Consider the following 16,986-nt stretch of genomic DNA (forward strand, 5'->3'; position numbering starts at 1 on the left):
CAACAAGACATGCAGACAGGCAGGAAAGCGCAAGCTGGAGTGAACCGTTGAAAGCAAACCATTCAACGCGCAGGATAAATCGCCATCTGCTCATGGGGAGTGCAGCACTCCTCACACTGGCTATTGCCGCCTGCACGGCAACAGGCAACGGTCCGGATGGAAAGCCCCTTGCCATCAATACACCGTCGAGCGGTTCTGTCCTGACCGACACATTGCAAAGCGCAGCCGATCAGGTCACTGCCCAGCATGCAACCGCCGCGCAGGAAACCACACAGCCTGCAGAACAGCAATCAGCACCGGCCGTTCAGGCGGCCGAAACCGGCAAGCCTCAGACCAATCAGGCGGAAATGCCCGCAACAGCAGCACAGGATGGTGCGAAAGGCGAAGTCGCAACCGAACAGGTGGCCGTCGCGGAAGCAAAACCAAAACAGGCAAAATCGCTGTTCAGCCTGTTTTCCAGCAAGCCCGATGAGGAAAAGCCGGCCGAAAAGGTCACCAGTGCCGACGGCACTGAGACTGCCGACAACAGCAAGAAGCCCGAATCAACCGATAGGGCGCGCAGGGAAGTGCCGGTCGAGACGGTCGAAAACAAAACCGACAACAAACAGGAAAAACCGGTTCAGCTTGCAAGCCTTGCCGATTCTGCCGGCATCGCCAACGCCTTTGCCCCGCAGCGGCCAGACGGCAGGAAAGGCAGTATCAGCCGCCTGTTCTCCGATCCCGAACTGGCCAAGGGCAAGACGGCCGTTGCGCGCGCCGCCCCCCGGCGCGACGCCAGTGAATATAATTACAGCCTGCCCGGCGTGCGCCCCAATGGCGGCATTGAAATCAAGCATCGCAGCAGCATGTATGATGACAGCGACATCGATGCGAATGAATATGACGGTATGCCGGGCATAACGTTGGCATCCGCACCGGGACTGGGACGGCTGCTACCCAATGGTTTGCGCGTCAGACGCGAAACCGTCGATGTCGCCTGCCTGAAGCCCAAGCTTGTTGCCATGCTCAAACAGATGGAACGCCATTTCAGGCGTCCCGTCTTTATCACCTCCGGCTATCGCAGCCCCGCCTATAACCGCAAGGTCAATGGTGCGCGCCGTTCGCTGCACATGATCTGCGCTGCCGCCGATATCCAGATCGATGGCGTCTCGAAATGGGAAATTGCGCGCTATGCCCGCTCCATGCCCGGACGCGGCGGCGTTGGCACATATTGCAACACCACGGCAGTCCATATCGATATCGGTCCGGAACGCGACTGGAACTGGCGCTGCAAGGGGAGCTGATGGCTGCGATCTTTCAGCCCTTGAGGGGCCGTTCGCATGTCTCGACGATCAATTCATTGAATTGGCAGCACAATTTCCGGCCTGACTGCAACTTGTCCCCATGCAAAATATTTTTCAGAAAAGTGATTTTTAGGGCTTGCCTGTCACAATCTTCATGAATATAAGCCACACACATCAACGCAGGCGCCCATCGTCTAGCGGTTAGGACAGCGCCCTTTCACGGCGCAGACAGGGGTTCGATTCCCCTTGGGCGTACCATTTCTCTCCCTGAAATTTATGATATAAACTTCCAGAGAGAGATGATGCGTATCTGTCTGGCACAGCTCAAGCCCCAGAACCTCTGAATACCAACAGTTTACCTGCTCTCTCCGGCGACTAGAATCTTCCGAAATACTGAAGAAATTACTTCATTTATATTTCGGGGATTGCACCATGCAGGCCAATTTCGATGCGGCACTCAGCCTTGTCTTCATGGAAGAAGGCGGCTTTGTTGACAATCCGGAAGATCCGGCTGGCGCCACCAAATATGGTATCACCATCCATACTTTGTCGGCATGGCGCGGATACCCGGTCAGCGTCAGAGACGTAAAGGCCCTCACCAGAAAGCTTGCGGCCGAAATTTACCGCAAAAACTACTGGGAGCTCATCAATGGCGACATCCTTCCCGTCGGGGTTGATTATGCAATGCTTGACTATGCGGTCAATTCAAGCCCCGAACATGCCATTCGCGCCCTGCACAAGGTGTTGGGACAGGATGCGGTCTCACAGCCAACCCCGCTGACCATGATGGCCCTGACCACGCATTCTTCGACCTGCACCATCAATGCCCTGTGCGATGAACGGGAAGCATGGCTGAAGACATTGCCCAATGCGCATATATTCGGCAAAAGCAGGCTTGCCCGTGTCAGACGGGTGCGCAAACGCGCCCTGGCCATGGCACAAGGTGCAGCAGAAAAAACTGCCGAAAACAATATCATCCCGTTCAACACGGGCCAGCAGATTGCCGCGCCTGAAACCGGCATCAAGAAGGAAACAGGTAGCGAAAAGAAAGACTGCAGGCTGCTGCAGTTTTCCTACCTGCATGCCTTAGGGGCAGCCGGTGCGACAGCAGTGACAGGCCTGATCGCCATGGTTCTGAAAAACGGCTTTCTGGAAACCCTCATCATTTGCGGGCTGATCGTGATTGCCGCCTTTATTTATTATTGTCGGCGTAAAATGCATTCAAATACAGATACAATCTCTCATTAGGCAATATTCCAAAATTTGAACTTTCCTGTATGTTGCGCTTTCATGGGTCAACGCATTATATGGCACTCATGAAAGTGCCTATGGCCATTTGGTTGACATGGCTTTCCCCTCGCCGGGAAAACAGGTAGGTACGCGCCGATAGTCAGATCCGTGCTGAATGGCATGGCCAGAAATAAAGGAATCGAAACTTGTCCTCTACTTTTGACAAAGTCGCCGACATCATCGCCGAAACCAGTGAAATCGATCGTGACACCATTACCCCGGAAAGCCACACTATCGACGACCTTGGCATCGACAGCCTCGACTTCCTCGACATTGTTTTTGCAATCGATAAAGCTTTCGGCATCAAGATTCCGCTGGAACAGTGGACGCAGGAAGTCAATGAAGGCAAGGTTCCGACCGAAGAATATTTCGTTCTGAAGAACCTTTGCGCCAAGATTGACGAACTGGTTGCGGCAAAGAAGGCCTGAGCCTGCGCATATTCTCAAGCGGTCTTGAAGGGTGAACATTCGTGTTCACCCTGATTCCGTTTATCAAGAGACAGATCCTTGGCCCAAAACGGCAGAACCTGACCCATGCAGAACAACAAAGTCGTCATTACGGGTATTGGCATCATCACTTCGCTTGGCGAAGGGGTTGAGGCCCATTGGCAGGCCTTCAGCGAAAAGGGGCGCGAGCCGCGCCTGGAAAAGGAAGCGTTTGCCCCGTATACCGTGCATCCGCTTGGTGAAGTAGACTGGAGTCTGCAGATTCCAAAGCGCGGCGACCAGCGCCAGATGGAAACATGGCAGCGGCTTGGCACCTATGCTGCCGGTCTTGCCCTGCAGGATGCCGGCATCAAGGACGACGAATCGCTGACCACCACCATGGATATGGTCGTGGGGGCTGCAGGCGGCGAACGTGACATTGCCGTCGACATGCAGATCCTTGAGGAAGGCCGCACCAGCAATGAGCGCGAGGTCATGCTGAATGCTCGGCTTTCGACCGAACTGCGCCCCACCCTGTTTCTGGCACAGCTTTCCAACCTGCTAGCCGGCAATATTTCCATCGTCCACAAGGTGACGGGTTCCTCGCGCACATTCATGGGCGAGGAAGGCTCCGGCATTTCGGCAATTGAAACCGCTGTGGCGCGCATCCGCACCGGCCAGAGCACGCATGCGCTGGTTGGCGGCTCCTATAATGCCGAGCATTTTGACATGATTCTTGGCCATGAGCTGGGCGGCTATCTGAAACATGACGGCTGGGCACCGCTTTGGCAACGTGAAGGCACGGCGGGCGGCGGCATCATTTCCGGTTCGGGCGGCGTATTCCTCGTTCTGGAAAGCGCCGATCATGCTGCAAAACGTGGCGCCAGGGCCTATGCCGAGATCGCAGCGATTGAAAGCGCGCTGGTTGACCGCGAAAAGGCCGATCTTGCCCAGAGCGTGCAGGAACTGGTGCTGGAGACCAATGGCGGCACAGCGCCTGGCTATGTCATTTCCGGCGCTTCTGGCGCCCATGCGCCGACCCGCGCCGAAAAGGAAGCCCTTGACACGATGGCTGCGGTTTACCGTGGCGTCTCGCATCTGACCGGACATATGCGCGAGGCGCAATTCCCGCTTGCCCTGGCACTTGCGGCCATTTCAGTCGCAAAGGGCGAGGCTTTTGCCCCGATGGGCAATGAAAAGGACGCAGGCAATCCGGTCAGCGAAGCCGTTGTGACCACGATTGGCGCAACGCGCGCGGAAGGTGTGGCAAAGCTGGTGAGAGCATAAGATGAGCAAATATCTGGACCATCTCGGACGCCCAATTGTTGCCATTACCGGTGCCGGCGTCATTTCATCGCTTGGTCAGGGCAAGGAAGACAACTGGGAAGCGCTCACTTCTGGCCGTTCCGGCATTCACGGCATCACCCGTTTTCCCACCGAAAACCTCAATACGCGCTTTGCCGGCACGGTCGATTTTCTGCCGGAGAGCCAGGTCGGCGCTTCGGCCCTGTCCGAAGCCCTGGCGCGCATTGCCGGCGAGGAAGCCATTGCCCAATCCGGGCTTTCGCTGACCAATTTCGGTGGCCCGCTGTTTCTTGCTGCCCCGCCGGTTGAACTTGACTGGAAAAGCCGTTTTGCACTCGATGCCCTGGTCAAGGATGAAGGCCCGGCCAGCTATCAGCTGCTGCTGGAAGCCTGCCGTCGCACGCGTCAGGATGCGTTCTTCAACACCACGCAATTTGGCTATATTGCCGAGCGTCTGGCACGTTCGTTTGGCACGCGCGGCCTGCCGATCACGCTGTCAACCGCCTGTGCATCCGGCGCAACCGCCATCCAGCTTGGCGTTGAAGCCATTCGCCGTGGCGAAAGCGACCGTGTACTGACCATCGGCACGGATGGATCGGTTTCGGCAGAAGCACTGATCCGCTTTTCGCTCCTGTCTGCCCTGTCGACACAGAATGAAAAACCGGAAAAGGCCTCCAAGCCATTTTCCAGGGATCGCGATGGCTTCACCATGGCCGAAGGCTCTGGCGCGCTGGTGATGGAATCGCTTGAAAGCGCGGTTGCCCGTGGTGCAAAAGTGCTCGGCATTCTTGCCGGTTGCGGTGAAAAGGCTGATGATTTCCACCGCACCCGTTCCAAGCCGGATGCCTCGCCTGCCATTGGCACTGTGCGGGCAGCCCTTGCCGATGCCGGCCTGACGGAGTCGGAAATCGACTATATCAATGCGCATGGCACATCAACGCCGGAAAATGACAAGATGGAATATCTGGCGCTTTCGACCGTCTTTGGCGAAGGTGTAGCTTCCATTCCCGTCTCGTCGAACAAGTCGATGATCGGCCATACGCTGACGGCCGCAGGCGCGATTGAAGCGGTCTTTTCGCTGCTGACGATCCAGACCGGCACGTTGCCGCCGACCATCAATTATGACAATCCGGATCCGGCGATCCCGCTTGATGTGGTGCCGAATGTCAAGCGTCAGGCCGCGGTTTCGGCCGTGCTTTCCAACTCATTTGGCTTTGGCGGACAAAATACCAGCCTTGTCTTGACGGCCGAACCTCGTTAGAGCAATCCAAGTTTTCACGGGAAATCTGAATTGCTCGAACATATTGGTTTTCCGCAGTTCCGGACGGCGAACCGGTTTCCACTTTCCTGGAACCACTATAATCCTCCGGCAAACGAATTTTCCGATGATCCCGCACGGCCAGCCCCTGCGGGATCATGACTTGAAAGGAAATGGTTCATGCGCGCTCTGCAGCTTCTCGATGACCGCCGCCTCGAAATCACCGACATTCCCGCACCGGGGCTTCCCGGCCTTGGCGAAGTCACGGTCAAGATCAAGGCCGTCGCGCTCAACCATATCGATGTCTGGGGCTGGCGCGGCATGGCCTTTGCCAAGCGCAAGATGCCGCTGGTGATCGGCGCGGAAGCGGCTGGCGTGGTCGACAAGGTTGGCCCCGGTGTTTCCAATCTGCTGCCGGGCCAGATCGTCTCCATCTATGGCGCACGCACCTGCGGTCTTTGTCGCCCCTGCCGCGAAGGCCGCGACAATCTCTGCGAACATGTTGGCGGCGTGCATGGCTTCCATCTCGATGGCTTTGCCTGCGAGGAAGTAAACCTGCCTGCCCGCTTGCTGGTTCCGGCTCCTCCCGGTGTTGATGCCATTGGTGCGGCACTTGCACCCGTCACCTTCGGCACGGTTGAACATATGCTGTTCGACAATGCCAAGCTTGAGCCGGGCGAAACCATTCTCATCCAGGCCGGCGGCTCCGGCATTGGCACGGCGGCGATCCAGCTTGCCAAGAAAATGGGCTGCACCGTCATCACCACGGTCGGGTCCAATGACAAGGTGGAAAAGGCCAAGGCGCTGGGTGCCGATCATGTCATCAATTACCGTGAAGAACGTTTCGAAGGCGTCGTGCGCAAGCTCACCAGGAAGAAGGGTGTCGATGTCGTATTTGAACATGTCGGCGCCGATACATGGGCGGGCTCGATGCTGAGCCTCAAGCGCGGCGGCCGTCTGGTTACCTGCGGCTCGACCTCCGGTGTTTCGACCAATATGAACCTGATGATGCTGTTCCAGCAGCAGTTGAAGCTGCTTGGCTCTTTCGGCTGCCGCATGGAAAACATGGCTGATGCCATGCAGAAAATGGCGCGCGGCCTTGTCCATCCGGTCATCGATACCGTCGTCGGCTTCAACGATATCGACACCGCGCTGAAGCGTATGGAGGGGCGCGACGTCTTCGGCAAGATCATCCTGAAGATCGACTAGGCTGTTGCGGGCGCATGATCTTCAAGCTCAAGCTCCTCCTGTTCCGCTGGTCGCGCAAGCTCAAGCAGTTCAATTACTGGCTTTGGGCGCAGGCTGTCTTTCTTGCGCTCGGCCTGCTGCGCCTTCTGCCAGCGCGGGCGGCAATCGAATTTTCTGCCAGGGTTGCCCGTATCATCGGTCCATGGACATCGCGCCACAAGGTTGCCACCGACAATCTGGCAAAAGCCTATCCGGAAAAGAGCACGGCGGAAGTGGAGGCCATTGCCCGCGATATGTGGGATTCGATGGCTCGCCTGTTTGCCGAATATATTTTTCTCGATGCGATTTTCGATTTTGATCCTTATGCCAAGGAACCTGGCCTGATAGAGGTCGATGGCATTCCGATTTTCGAGCGCCTGCGCGACGAGAAGAAGCCGCATATTTTCTTCACCGCTCATACTGGCAATTTTGAACTTCTGCCGATCTGTGCCGCAACCTTCGGGCTCAATGTCACGGCGCTGTTTCGTCCGCCCAACAATCCCTATATTGCCGACCGGGTACTGAAGGCCCGTCGCACCAATATGGGCCATCTCGTGCCTTCCAAGGCGGGAGCGGCCTGGTCGCTTGCCAGTATCCTTGATGAAGGTGGCAATGTCGGCATGCTGGTCGACCAGAAATTCGGCCGCGGAGTGCCATCAACCTTCTTTGGTCGCCCGGTCAAGACCAATCCGCTGCTGGCCAAGCTTGCGCGCCAGTTTGACTGCGATGTCTATCCGGCGCGCTGCATTCGCCTGCCGGGTGGCCGCTATCGTCTAGAGCTTTATGAACGGCTGGAACTGCCACGCAACGCAGCAGGCGAAGTTGATGTTGCCGCCACGGCACAGCTTCTCAATGACATTGTCGAGAAATGGGTGCGCGAATATCCCGGCCAGTGGATGTGGTTCCACAAACGCTGGGGCTAGTCCTGGCAATCGCCGCTTGGAGCAATTCAGATTTCACGGTAAGGCTGATTGCTCCAGCATGCTGTTTTCCCGCACCAGGCGGGAAACCGGTGTCCACTTTTCCTGGAACTGCAGCTTTTCCTTTCGCAGTTCCGGACGGAAAACCGGTGCCCACTTTTCCTGGAACTGCTCATGAGGGTTGAGACTCCCGAGCCGCCATGATACGGGCAAAACAGCTTGCCAAGGAGACTATCATGCGCCCAATCGCCATTGCCCCGTCTATCCTTTCCGCAGATTTCGCTCGTCTTGGCGAGGAAGTCGATGCCGTGCTGGAAGCCGGTGCAGACTGGATCCATATCGACGTCATGGATGGTCATTTCGTGCCGAACATTACCTTCGGCCCGCAAGTGGTCAAGGCTATCCGCCCGCGTACAGGGGCTGTCTTTGATACGCATCTGATGATCGCGCCAGCAGACCCCTATCTTGGCGCCTTTGCCGATGCAGGCTGCGACATCATCACGGTCCACGCCGAAGCAGGCGCGCATACGCATCGTTCGCTGCAATCCATTCGCGCCCTTGGCAAAAAGGCCGGTATCGCGCTCAATCCGTCAACGCCGGTTGAAGCGATCACCAATATCATCGAGGATGTTGACCTCATCCTCGTCATGACGGTCAATCCGGGCTTCGGCGGCCAGAAATTCATTCCAACCATGCTAGACAAGATCAGGCGTGTGCGCGATCTCGTCGGCGACCGCCCGATCGATATTGAAGTCGATGGCGGCATTACCGCCGAAACGGCTGGCCAGGTTGTGGCTGCGGGCGCCAATATTCTGGTTGCCGGTTCTGCCGTCTACAAAGGCAATTCGGTTGAATCCTATCGCGCCAATATTCAGGCCATTCGCGCGGCGGCCGAAGCTGCGCGCTAACCCTATTTTACCAGGCGCAAGACGTTGAGCAGACGCCTTAGCTCTGCTAAACCCCGCCTCATCCTTCTAGTCTCAAGAGCTGCGGCCCGCAAGACGCGCCGCCAAAACAGGACAAGCCCATGATCCCGCGTTATTCCCGTCCAGAAATGGTTGCCATCTGGTCACCAGAAACCAAATTCCGTATCTGGTTCGAAATCGAAGCCTATGCCTGTGAGGCACTGGCCGAACTTGGTGTCATTCCCAAGGAATCCGCCAAGACGATCTGGGAAAAGGGCAACGCGGCACAATTCAACGTCGCGCGTATTGACGAGATCGAAGCCGTCACCAAGCATGACGTCATCGCCTTCCTGACGCATCTGGCCGAATTCATCGGCCCGGACAGCCGCTTTGTGCATCAGGGCATGACCTCCTCGGACGTGCTCGACACGACACTGAATGTTCAGCTGGTGCGCGCCGCCGACCTGCTGATTGCCGATATTGACCGTGTGCTGGCAGCACTGAAAAAACGCGCCTTCGAGCACAAGGACACGATCCGCATTGGTCGCAGCCACGGCATCCATGCCGAGCCGACCACGATGGGCCTTACCTTCGCCCGCTTCTATGCCGAAATGTCGCGCGGCCGTGAGCGTCTTCTGGCAGCGCGCAAGGAAATCGCCACGGGTGCGATTTCGGGTGCTGTCGGTACCTTCGCCAATATCGATCCACGCGTGGAAGAACATGTCTGCGCCAAGCTTGGCCTGACGCCGGAACCGGTTTCAACGCAGGTCATCCCGCGTGACCGTCATGCCATGTTCTTTGCAACGCTTGGCGTGATTGCCTCATCGATGGAAAACATTGCCATCGAAATCCGTCACATGCAGCGCACCGAAGTTCTGGAAGCAGAAGAATTCTTCTCGCCCGGCCAGAAGGGCTCGTCGGCCATGCCGCACAAGCGCAATCCGGTTCTGACCGAAAATCTCACCGGCCTTGCCCGTCTGGTGCGCATGTCGGTCATCCCGGCGCTGGAAAATGTTGCGCTGTGGCATGAACGCGATATTTCCCATTCCAGCGTGGAACGCGGCATTGCACCGGATACCACCATCACGCTCGACTTTGCGCTCAACCGTCTGGCCGGCGTGATCGAAAAGCTGGTGATCTATCCGGAAAACATGATGAAGAACCTGAACAAGTTCCGTGGTCTGGTTCATTCGCAGCGTGTGCTTCTGGCCCTGACGCAGGCCGGCATCTCGCGCGAAGATGCCTATCGCCTTGTCCAGCGCAATGCGATGAAGGTCTGGGAAAAAGGTGCCGACTTCCTTGAGGAACTGCTGGCTGATCAGGAAGTTCGTGCGGCCCTTTCCGAAGAAGAGATCCGCGAAAAATTCGATCTTGCCTACCACACCAAGCATGTGGACACGATCTTCAAGCGCGTCTTCGGCTGAGCCTGCAAGGCGTTCCTGAACTGATTCAACAAAAAGCCCCATGTTTTTAAAAACATGGGGCTTTTTCATTATCGCCTGACGGGATCAGGCAACCCGCCTGACCGTATTGATCACATTGCCCCAAGGGTCTTCAAAGGTACGATCATCGCCGCCGCGCGTATCTTCCAGTTCCACCCAGTTCAGGCCGGTGCGATCCTTGTCACGCTTGCCGGCGCCAAGGCTTGCCCATGTATTGGCCGCGATATGATGATGGTACTTGCCGGAAGACAGGAACACGGCGCGGTCACCATAATAGGAAACCGTGTCGAGGCCCACCTGCTCATTCCAGAACTTTTCCGCCTGTTTTGCATCACCAGCGCGCAGATGCACATGGCCGACAACCGTATTCTGCGGGGCGCCAGTCCATTCCCCACCTTCCAGTTTCAGTACATCGAGAAGGCCGCGTACATCCAGGGCATCGGTGCGCATTTCCACCAGCCCATCATTCCATGTCCACTGATCATTCGGACGGTCCGAATAGATTTCAATCCCATTGCCTTCCGGATCCGTGAGATAGATCGCCTCACTGACGATATGATCCGATGCGCCGCTAACCGGAATCTGCTGTTCGATGGCCCGGCGTGTCCAGCGCGCAAGATCACCACGTGTCGGCAGCAAAAATGCCGTATGAAACAGGCCGGCGCTGCGTGGATCATCCGGCCTTGCCGATGGGAACGACTCGATTTCCATCAATTCGCGATCGCCGGCACCAAGCACGATCGCACCATCCCGGCGGCCCATTTCATGCAGGCCCACGACCGCGCGATAATAGGCGGCAAGGTTTTCAGCGTCCCTTGCCTTCAGGCCGATGCGTGCAACGCGCACCGGCGTGGTCATGGCAAAAGGCAGCGGGGCTGCACCGGGCGCAGTTCTGTTTTCCGTCGTCATCTCGTTTTCCCTTGGCGCGGTTGCGCCAGAAGCCAGACTCATGGCGCCAAACACAGAACCGGCCGTGAGGACTGTTCGTCTGCTTAACACCACATCTGCTCCACATTCTGATTTCGCTGCCGATAAAATCGTTGTTCAATACGCATTTAACAAGTGCGCATTCTGAGAACAGCCTGTTCATCAATTCAATGCCAGATAGCCCGTCATGGTCACAAGACATGCGGTTGATCCGGCCATGACAGGCAGAAAAGCTTCAGGAAAACATGAATGAACATTAAATCAGATCAATATCTGCCTGTTCTTTATTGATTGAAATTCGTTTTTTTGCTTTTTCATATAAATTGGATTGGGGGAAATCATCATGAAATCGCAGATCTGCCGCCGGGCAATGCATTTGACTGCTTCTGTTCTTCTGGTCGGCAGCCTTGCCGTCAATCCGGGCCATGCCGACGCCACGATCCCGGACAAGGATATTGATGGCGCAGCCGACAGCCCGTTGATCAAGCGCTATGAAGGCTCGCATATCGTCTCCTATGACAAGAAGGTCTATGGCGAGCTGGCACTGCCACTGGCCGCACTCAAGGCGAGCGACAATCCGGATGAACGGGACGCGCACAATAACCGGGTTTACCGGCCGGACGTTGCCGAAGATGTTGCCGGAACAATCACGCGCCTGGCCTATGTCCTGCCTGAAGACCGCTCCCCCCTGGAAGTCCTGCGCAACTATCAGGATGAGATTGAAGCCAGCGGTGGTGAAGTCAAGTTTGAATGCAAGCGCGATACGTGCGGCGGCGACCAGTATCGGACATCTGATGGCGGCGGCGGCAAGATGAGCCTCACACAGAATTTCTTCTATGCCTCCGACATCAAGGAACATCCCCTTTCCACTGGCGGCTGTGCCCTGACCTCGCGCATCAGCGACCAGCATTATCTGACCGGCACGCTTCCAGCCGCCAATGGCACTGCATGGGTTACGGTGCAGACCTATCAGCCTGATCCGAACCCTGCCTGCAAGGCCCTTAAGGGCCGCACGATCGCGCTTGTCCACGTGATCGAGCCCAAGGCACGCGAAAAGAAAATGGTGGTGGTGAAGGCCGATGAAATGGCAAAGACCATCGATGCAAATGGCAGTATTTCGCTCTATGGCATCTATTTCGATACGGACAAGGCGGATCTGAAGGCTGAATCCGAACCAACCCTGCAGGAAATCGCCAATCTGCTTGCCGCCGAACCAAAACTTGTCGTACTGGTCGTTGGCCATACCGACAATCAGGGCAAATATGATTACAACCTCGATCTGTCATCGCGCCGTGCGGCGGCGGTCAAGAACGCGCTGGTGTCGAAACATGGCGTTGACGCCAAGCGCCTGATGACGGCAGGCGCCGGCATGATGGCGCCGATTGCCAACAATGATACGGAAGAAGGCCGGGCGAAAAACCGGCGCGTTGTTCTGGTCAAGGCCAATTAAAGCGCCTGTGGAAAGCAAGGCCTGACCAGTGGCGGCATGAGGTCAGCTTCTCGCCACCTTATTTCGACCTGTGCAAATCGCCATGGATGCTTGGGCGCAAAACTGCTTGGATAGAGGTTGCAATCATCCTAAAAGCACCCCAACTGAAGGCCGAAACACAGAACACACAGGCGCATGAAACCCGTGTCTTGCGCCAGACAAGCGAACAGATTGCAACATGAAAGTCAAAGACGCCGATATTCTCATCATCCCCGGCTATACCAATTCCGGCCCTGATCACTGGCAGACACGCTGGGAACAAAAGCTTTCCTCCGCACGGCGCGTCCAGCAGGCGGAATGGTCAAAGCCTGTGCGTGAAGACTGGGTTGCACAAGTTGTAAAGGCAGTCAATGAAGCAACCAAGCCCGTCGTGCTGGTTGCCCATTCCCTTGGGGTCGCCACGGCCATTCATGCCGTGCCGCATATCCAGCACAAGGTGGCAGGCGCATTCTTTGTTGCACCGCCGGATGTCGCCAATGAAAAAATCCGCCCAAAGCATCTGATGACCTTCGGGCCCTATCCGCGTGAGCGCCTGCCCTTCCCGTCGATCACGGTGGTCAGCCGCAATGATCCGTTCTCAAGCTTTGAAGCCGCAGAAGCGGTGGTCAAGGACTGGGGTTCGCTGCTGATTGATGCCGGCGAGGCCGGACATATCAATGCAGAATCAGGCCATGGCCCCTGGCCGGAAGGCTCGATGGTATTTGCGCAATTCATGGCGCAACTGCAATCGCCGATCCAGCACTAGGCCAGACAAGAAGCATGTCTCATCCCTGTCACAATCACGGCAGGCATGTGTTTAGAGCAATTCAGATTTGCACGGGAACGCTAATTGCTCCAGCATGCCGGTTTTCCGTCAAGAATGGCCGGAGTGTTGCTGCAACAATTACGCCTGCCCATCCGTCAATCCTTCGCCCCGCTTCCACGGTCGGTTAATCTTTCGCGCCAGCCTGAAGGAATGCGAAGTGGCAGCCTAATCAGCTCTTTCCAGTCAAGGCCAGAATGCGCAACACGGGAACATGCTCCGTGCCTGTTCACTGCGAGCAGCCATCCTTCAGGCCATTCTTCCGAAACCCAGCCATAAGACTGCGTATGATCAAACCATGCGCAGATTTCAGATCCATCACGCCAGATGGGCGTCTTCGTCTATAGCTATCACCTGTTCCTGGTCGGTCATATCAAGGAAGTCGATTCCGACACAGGCAACCATATCCAATATATCGACGAATTCTATGCTACAGCCAAGGCCGGCACATTGCCGACTTTCCGCCATGGCGAATGTTCCTGGGTTGGAAACTCATCCGGGAGCGTACCCTACTCCTGTCATCCCCCATCAGATCTGGAGCCGGGCCTGAAGCTGATAGCCGATATTTATAATGCCCTGCGCGAAGGCCCTGATTTTGAGCACACATTGTTCTGATTACTTTCGACGAGCATGGCGGTCCTTTATGATCACGTTTCGCCACCTGAAGCCATCAAAGCCTATCGCCATGACGTTAATGAGGATTTTCGTTTCGATCTGCTTGGCGTGCGTGTAGCGACGGTACTTGTCTCACCCTGGATCGGCGAAGCAACCATCTTCCATTCAACCCAGCTAGGCCGCCATTACGACGCGACCTCGTTCATTGCGACGATGCTGAAATGGCTGGGCATTCCCGCGACAAACTGGTGGCTGGTGGTCGTATCCGGGCGGCAGCAACCTTTGAATCGGTCTTCCAGATCGGAACAGTCTGCACGGACATACCGGATTACGTATTTGCACCCAAGCTTGATCCCAAACAGCTTGATATGCCCATGCATGATCTGACCGGCTCATTCTAAGGCGGACAATATCCCATCTCTGCCCAGACATTCTGCCTGCACAAGGGATCGAAAAGAAATGGATCATGTCTGCCAATCAGGGCAGTCTGAGGCAGGCCATTCAAGCCATGGATGCTTTGGAAGAATGCATGCGCCAGTTGAAGGCAAAGACTGCGCACTGGACAGACAAACAGGCTGAAGCCGCAGACAGGCAGGCCATTGCGAACCTGTCTGCGGCATGGTTGTCTGTTCGCACCAGCGCCCTGGCCATTCACCTGTTTTTGAGCCGATGTTCCAGAGAATGGCAAAACGGCACCCTGATTGGGTGCCGTTTGTATTCAAGAAAAATTTTCTGCTATTTCAAAAAGATACGATCAACATCGCACAAGTTGATTCAATCGCGATGGCCTCAGCCGCGCGTTGCCTTGACCAGCGCCTCTGCGGCCATGCACAGATAGGCCTTGTCATTGCCGACCGTGACAAAGCGGAAGCCGCGTTCGATATAGTGGCGTGCAAATTCGGCCGAACCGGAATAGATGCCGGCAATCTTGCCGGCGGCGGCAGCCTTGCTGGCGATTTCCGTGATTGGCTCAACGATTGATTCCGAATTCGGATCGACCTCACGGCCATTACTCCAGGCAATCGAGAAATCGGACGGGCCGACAAAGACGCCATCTATGCCGCGTACGCCGAGAATGGCGTCAAGCGCATCAAAGGCCTCGCGCGTTTCGATCATCGCAAAGGCTAGCGTTTGCTGATTCACCTGTGTCAGATAGTCACCCGAGCGCGGATCGCCATAGGAAGCCTTGTTGCGCATCGCACCCCATGAGCGTTCCCCGATGGGCGGATATTTCATGGCGGCGGCAAATCTGCGCGCGTCCTCAACCGAATTGACCATCGGCGCAATGACGGCTTCGGCGCCAAAATCAAGCGCGCGGCTGGCCATGTCGAAACGGCCGACCGGAATGCGCACAATGGCAGGCTTGCCGGCCTGCATGATGTGCCCAACGCCATGCAGCACGCTGGCTTCATCGTGACCGCCATGCTGCATGTCGAGCACGACTGCATCGAAGGCGCTGTGTGCGATGGCTTCAATGGTCAGCGGCTCTGGCAGAGTGGACCAGGCAGAAAGGATTGTTTCACCTGCACGCAGGCGTGAGGAGAGGGACATGGGGCTTATGCCTTCATTGACCGTGTGAAACAGCGGAAGGCCCGGACAAACGGGCCTTCCGGAACAGAATCAATCCTGATTGACCTGACGGATGGCTTCTTCCATCAGCACAATCATCTTTTCGCGAATGGCCGCGTCGGTTTCGTTTACGCCAGCCGCGTCAAAATCGGCACGGATCTTGCGGAAGACATCTTCATCACCTGCTTCCTCAAGATCAGCCGCAACGACTTCCTTGGCATAGGCTTCAGCTTCGCCGTCCTTCTTGCCAAGCAGTTCCGCAGCCCACAGGCCCAGCAATTTGTTGCGGCGCGCTTCGGCCTTGAAACGCAGATCAGCGTCGTGCGCGAATTTCTTTTCAAAAGCGTCGCGGCGGTCGTCCATGCCAGTCATTCGTCAGCTCCATGACTTAGAGTTATTGACTTCACATTACACACCTTCGCATGTGATGGTCATACGAAACCGTGTCTGAAACAAGCTATGGGCCAGAGATCTATCCCATTCCGGCTTAGATTGTTAATCGTTCTCTTGCCTAAAGCTGGCGATACGCGCAAGATTATGCAAGCAGCAATGATCACTTTCTTTTGTTTCGGCCCCCGGATTTGCCGAAAATTAGGGGACGGGCGCGAAGCGGGATTGTTAAAAGCCGTCAATTGCTATAGGTAGCGCGCGAGAATACCGGCATTTTGCCGGTCGACTTTAGCTATGGAACTCCGAGAAAAGCCATGAACCGTCGCCGCCGTATTTACGAGGGCAAGGCCAAGATTCTCTATGAAGGCCCTGAGCCCGGCACGCTTGTCCAGTTCTTCAAAGATGATGCAACTGCGTTCAATGCGAAGAAACATGAAATCATTGACGGGAAAGGCGTGCTCAACAACCGCATTTCCGAGCACATCTTCACACACCTGAACCGCATCGGCATTCCGACGCACTTCATCCGCCGCATCAACATGCGAGAGCAGTTGATCAAGGAAGTGGAAATCATCCCGCTTGAAATCGTGGTGCGCAATATTGCCGCCGGTTCTCTGGCAAAGCGCCTCGGCATCGAGGAAGGCACGGTACTGCCGCGTTCGATCATCGAATTCTATTACAAGGCTGACGCCCTGGACGATCCGATGGTCACCGAAGAACACATCACCGCTTTCGGCTGGGCAAGCCCACAGGAAATCGATGACATCATGGCGCTTGCCATCCGCGTCAACGACTTCCTCACCGGCCTGTTCTGCGGCATCGGCATCCAGCTTGTCGATTTCAAGATGGAATGCGGCCGCCTGTTCGAAGGCGACCTGATGCGCATCGTCGTTGCCGACGAAATCTCGCCCGACTCAGCCCGCCTATGGGATCTCAACACCAATGAGAAGCTTGACAAGGATCGCTTCCGCCGCGACATGGGCGGACTGGTCGAAGCCTATCAGGAAGTCGCGCGTCGTCTCGGCATCATGAACGAAAACGACACGCCGCGTCCATCTGGCCCGGTACTGGTAAAGTAATCTTCCCCCAGCCCGGAAGCACCTTCCGGGCTGTTTCGTTCGATCTACAAGTGAACAGGA

At 56.3% G+C, this 16,986-nt stretch carries 17 protein-coding genes, 1 tRNA gene and 1 pseudogene; 16 read left to right on the forward strand and 3 right to left on the reverse strand.

Annotated features, from left to right (window positions below; translation table 11 throughout):
* Window positions 1-47 precede the first annotated feature (47 nt).
* From ACFO1V_RS12280 to purB, 10 genes are all read left to right on the forward strand, one after another.
* The gene (locus ACFO1V_RS12280; protein WP_374830558.1) at window positions 48-1,283 is read left to right on the forward strand and encodes a D-Ala-D-Ala carboxypeptidase family metallohydrolase; all 1,236 of its coding nucleotides are present in this window, start codon (window positions 48-50) and stop codon (window positions 1,281-1,283) included.
* Window positions 1,284-1,466: 183 nt separating this feature from the next.
* Window positions 1,467-1,541: transfer RNA gene (locus ACFO1V_RS12285), tRNA-Glu, on the forward strand.
* Window positions 1,542-1,715: 174 nt separating this feature from the next.
* A complete protein-coding gene (locus tag ACFO1V_RS12290; protein ID WP_374830486.1) occupies window positions 1,716-2,531 on the forward strand; it encodes a glycoside hydrolase family 108 protein in 816 nt (271 codons plus the stop codon).
* 188 nt (window positions 2,532-2,719) lie between these two features.
* Window positions 2,720-3,001, forward strand: coding sequence for an acyl carrier protein (locus tag ACFO1V_RS12295; RefSeq protein WP_078338469.1), 282 nt, complete (start codon window positions 2,720-2,722; stop codon window positions 2,999-3,001).
* A 105-nt stretch (window positions 3,002-3,106) separates the two neighbouring features.
* A complete protein-coding gene (locus ACFO1V_RS12300) occupies window positions 3,107-4,285 on the forward strand; it encodes a beta-ketoacyl-ACP synthase (protein ID WP_374830488.1) in 1,179 nt (392 codons plus the stop codon).
* 1 nt (window position 4,286) lies between these two features.
* Window positions 4,287-5,564, forward strand: a complete 1,278-nt coding sequence (locus ACFO1V_RS12305; RefSeq protein WP_374830490.1) for a beta-ketoacyl-ACP synthase — start codon at window positions 4,287-4,289, stop codon at window positions 5,562-5,564.
* Between the two features lie 177 nt (window positions 5,565-5,741).
* Entirely contained in the window at window positions 5,742-6,770 is a 1,029-nt protein-coding gene (locus ACFO1V_RS12310; RefSeq protein ID WP_374830492.1) for a zinc-binding dehydrogenase, read from the forward strand.
* A gap of 14 nt (window positions 6,771-6,784) precedes the next feature.
* Window positions 6,785-7,711 carry a lipid A biosynthesis lauroyl acyltransferase gene (locus ACFO1V_RS12315; protein WP_374830494.1) on the forward strand — a complete coding sequence of 309 codons (927 nt, stop codon included), beginning with the start codon at window positions 6,785-6,787 and terminating at the stop codon, window positions 7,709-7,711.
* A gap of 233 nt (window positions 7,712-7,944) precedes the next feature.
* Complete coding sequence (gene rpe / locus ACFO1V_RS12320) at window positions 7,945-8,616, forward strand: ribulose-phosphate 3-epimerase (protein ID WP_374830496.1); 672 nt, start codon at window positions 7,945-7,947, stop codon at window positions 8,614-8,616.
* Window positions 8,617-8,735: 119 nt separating this feature from the next.
* Complete coding sequence (gene purB, locus ACFO1V_RS12325) at window positions 8,736-10,037, forward strand: adenylosuccinate lyase (RefSeq protein ID WP_374830498.1); 1,302 nt, start codon at window positions 8,736-8,738, stop codon at window positions 10,035-10,037.
* Window positions 10,038-10,121: 84 nt separating this feature from the next.
* On the opposite strand, the gene ACFO1V_RS12330 is transcribed toward purB, so the two are convergent.
* Entirely contained in the window at window positions 10,122-10,964 is an 843-nt protein-coding gene (locus ACFO1V_RS12330) for a VOC family protein (RefSeq protein WP_374830500.1), read from the reverse strand.
* Between the two features lie 361 nt (window positions 10,965-11,325).
* Between ACFO1V_RS12330 and ACFO1V_RS12335 the strand changes: the two genes are divergently transcribed.
* From ACFO1V_RS12335 to ACFO1V_RS12355, 5 genes and pseudogenes are all read left to right on the forward strand, one after another.
* Window positions 11,326-12,432 (forward strand): OmpA family protein, encoded by a 1,107-nt coding sequence (locus ACFO1V_RS12335; RefSeq protein ID WP_374830502.1) that lies wholly within the window; start codon window positions 11,326-11,328, stop codon window positions 12,430-12,432.
* A gap of 217 nt (window positions 12,433-12,649) precedes the next feature.
* Complete coding sequence (locus ACFO1V_RS12340) at window positions 12,650-13,216, forward strand: RBBP9/YdeN family alpha/beta hydrolase (RefSeq protein WP_374830504.1); 567 nt, start codon at window positions 12,650-12,652, stop codon at window positions 13,214-13,216.
* Window positions 13,217-13,600: 384 nt separating this feature from the next.
* A pseudogene (locus tag ACFO1V_RS12345) lies at window positions 13,601-14,059 on the forward strand (alkaline phosphatase family protein); the annotation flags it as partial.
* A gap of 50 nt (window positions 14,060-14,109) precedes the next feature.
* Window positions 14,110-14,289, forward strand: coding sequence for a hypothetical protein (locus tag ACFO1V_RS12350; protein ID WP_374830560.1), 180 nt, complete (start codon window positions 14,110-14,112; stop codon window positions 14,287-14,289).
* Window positions 14,290-14,354: 65 nt separating this feature from the next.
* A complete protein-coding gene (locus ACFO1V_RS12355; RefSeq protein ID WP_374830506.1) occupies window positions 14,355-14,726 on the forward strand; it encodes a hypothetical protein in 372 nt (123 codons plus the stop codon).
* Here the strand turns inward: ACFO1V_RS12355 and ACFO1V_RS12360 are convergent.
* Window positions 14,678-15,439: an HpcH/HpaI aldolase family protein gene (locus ACFO1V_RS12360; protein ID WP_374830508.1), complete on the reverse strand. Its 762-nt coding sequence runs from the start codon at window positions 15,437-15,439 to the stop codon at window positions 14,678-14,680. The two genes, ACFO1V_RS12355 and ACFO1V_RS12360, sit on opposite strands and share 49 nt — an antisense overlap.
* A gap of 69 nt (window positions 15,440-15,508) precedes the next feature.
* Window positions 15,509-15,829 carry a DUF1476 domain-containing protein gene (locus ACFO1V_RS12365; protein WP_374830510.1) on the reverse strand — a complete coding sequence of 107 codons (321 nt, stop codon included), beginning with the start codon at window positions 15,827-15,829 and terminating at the stop codon, window positions 15,509-15,511.
* Window positions 15,830-16,161: 332 nt separating this feature from the next.
* On the opposite strand from ACFO1V_RS12365, the gene purC reads away from it, so the two are divergent.
* Window positions 16,162-16,926 (forward strand): phosphoribosylaminoimidazolesuccinocarboxamide synthase, encoded by a 765-nt coding sequence (purC, locus tag ACFO1V_RS12370; protein WP_374830512.1) that lies wholly within the window; start codon window positions 16,162-16,164, stop codon window positions 16,924-16,926.
* Window positions 16,927-16,986 lie beyond the last annotated feature (60 nt).

Source organism: Daeguia caeni (genome assembly GCF_042653845.1).
In the GTDB taxonomy this organism is placed as follows: Bacteria; Pseudomonadota; Alphaproteobacteria; order Rhizobiales; family Rhizobiaceae; genus Brucella; species Brucella caeni.

Coding starts and splice junctions, on each gene's coding strand:
- ACFO1V_RS12290 (WP_374830486.1), top strand. CDS start 1,716: ATGCAGGCCAATTTCGATGCGGCACTCAGCCTTGTCTTCATGGAAGAA.
- ACFO1V_RS12300 (WP_374830488.1), top strand. CDS start 3,107: ATGCAGAACAACAAAGTCGTCATTACGGGTATTGGCATCATCACTTCG.
- ACFO1V_RS12305 (WP_374830490.1), top strand. CDS start 4,287: ATGAGCAAATATCTGGACCATCTCGGACGCCCAATTGTTGCCATTACC.
- ACFO1V_RS12310 (WP_374830492.1), top strand. CDS start 5,742: ATGCGCGCTCTGCAGCTTCTCGATGACCGCCGCCTCGAAATCACCGAC.
- ACFO1V_RS12315 (WP_374830494.1), top strand. CDS start 6,785: ATGATCTTCAAGCTCAAGCTCCTCCTGTTCCGCTGGTCGCGCAAGCTC.
- rpe (WP_374830496.1), top strand. CDS start 7,945: ATGCGCCCAATCGCCATTGCCCCGTCTATCCTTTCCGCAGATTTCGCT.
- purB (WP_374830498.1), top strand. CDS start 8,736: ATGATCCCGCGTTATTCCCGTCCAGAAATGGTTGCCATCTGGTCACCA.
- ACFO1V_RS12330 (WP_374830500.1), bottom strand. CDS start 10,964: ATGACGACGGAAAACAGAACTGCGCCCGGTGCAGCCCCGCTGCCTTTT.
- ACFO1V_RS12335 (WP_374830502.1), top strand. CDS start 11,326: ATGAAATCGCAGATCTGCCGCCGGGCAATGCATTTGACTGCTTCTGTT.
- ACFO1V_RS12340 (WP_374830504.1), top strand. CDS start 12,650: ATGAAAGTCAAAGACGCCGATATTCTCATCATCCCCGGCTATACCAAT.
- ACFO1V_RS12350 (WP_374830560.1), top strand. CDS start 14,110: ATGGCTGGGCATTCCCGCGACAAACTGGTGGCTGGTGGTCGTATCCGG.
- ACFO1V_RS12355 (WP_374830506.1), top strand. CDS start 14,355: ATGTCTGCCAATCAGGGCAGTCTGAGGCAGGCCATTCAAGCCATGGAT.
- ACFO1V_RS12360 (WP_374830508.1), bottom strand. CDS start 15,439: ATGTCCCTCTCCTCACGCCTGCGTGCAGGTGAAACAATCCTTTCTGCC.
- ACFO1V_RS12365 (WP_374830510.1), bottom strand. CDS start 15,829: ATGACTGGCATGGACGACCGCCGCGACGCTTTTGAAAAGAAATTCGCG.
- purC (WP_374830512.1), top strand. CDS start 16,162: ATGAACCGTCGCCGCCGTATTTACGAGGGCAAGGCCAAGATTCTCTAT.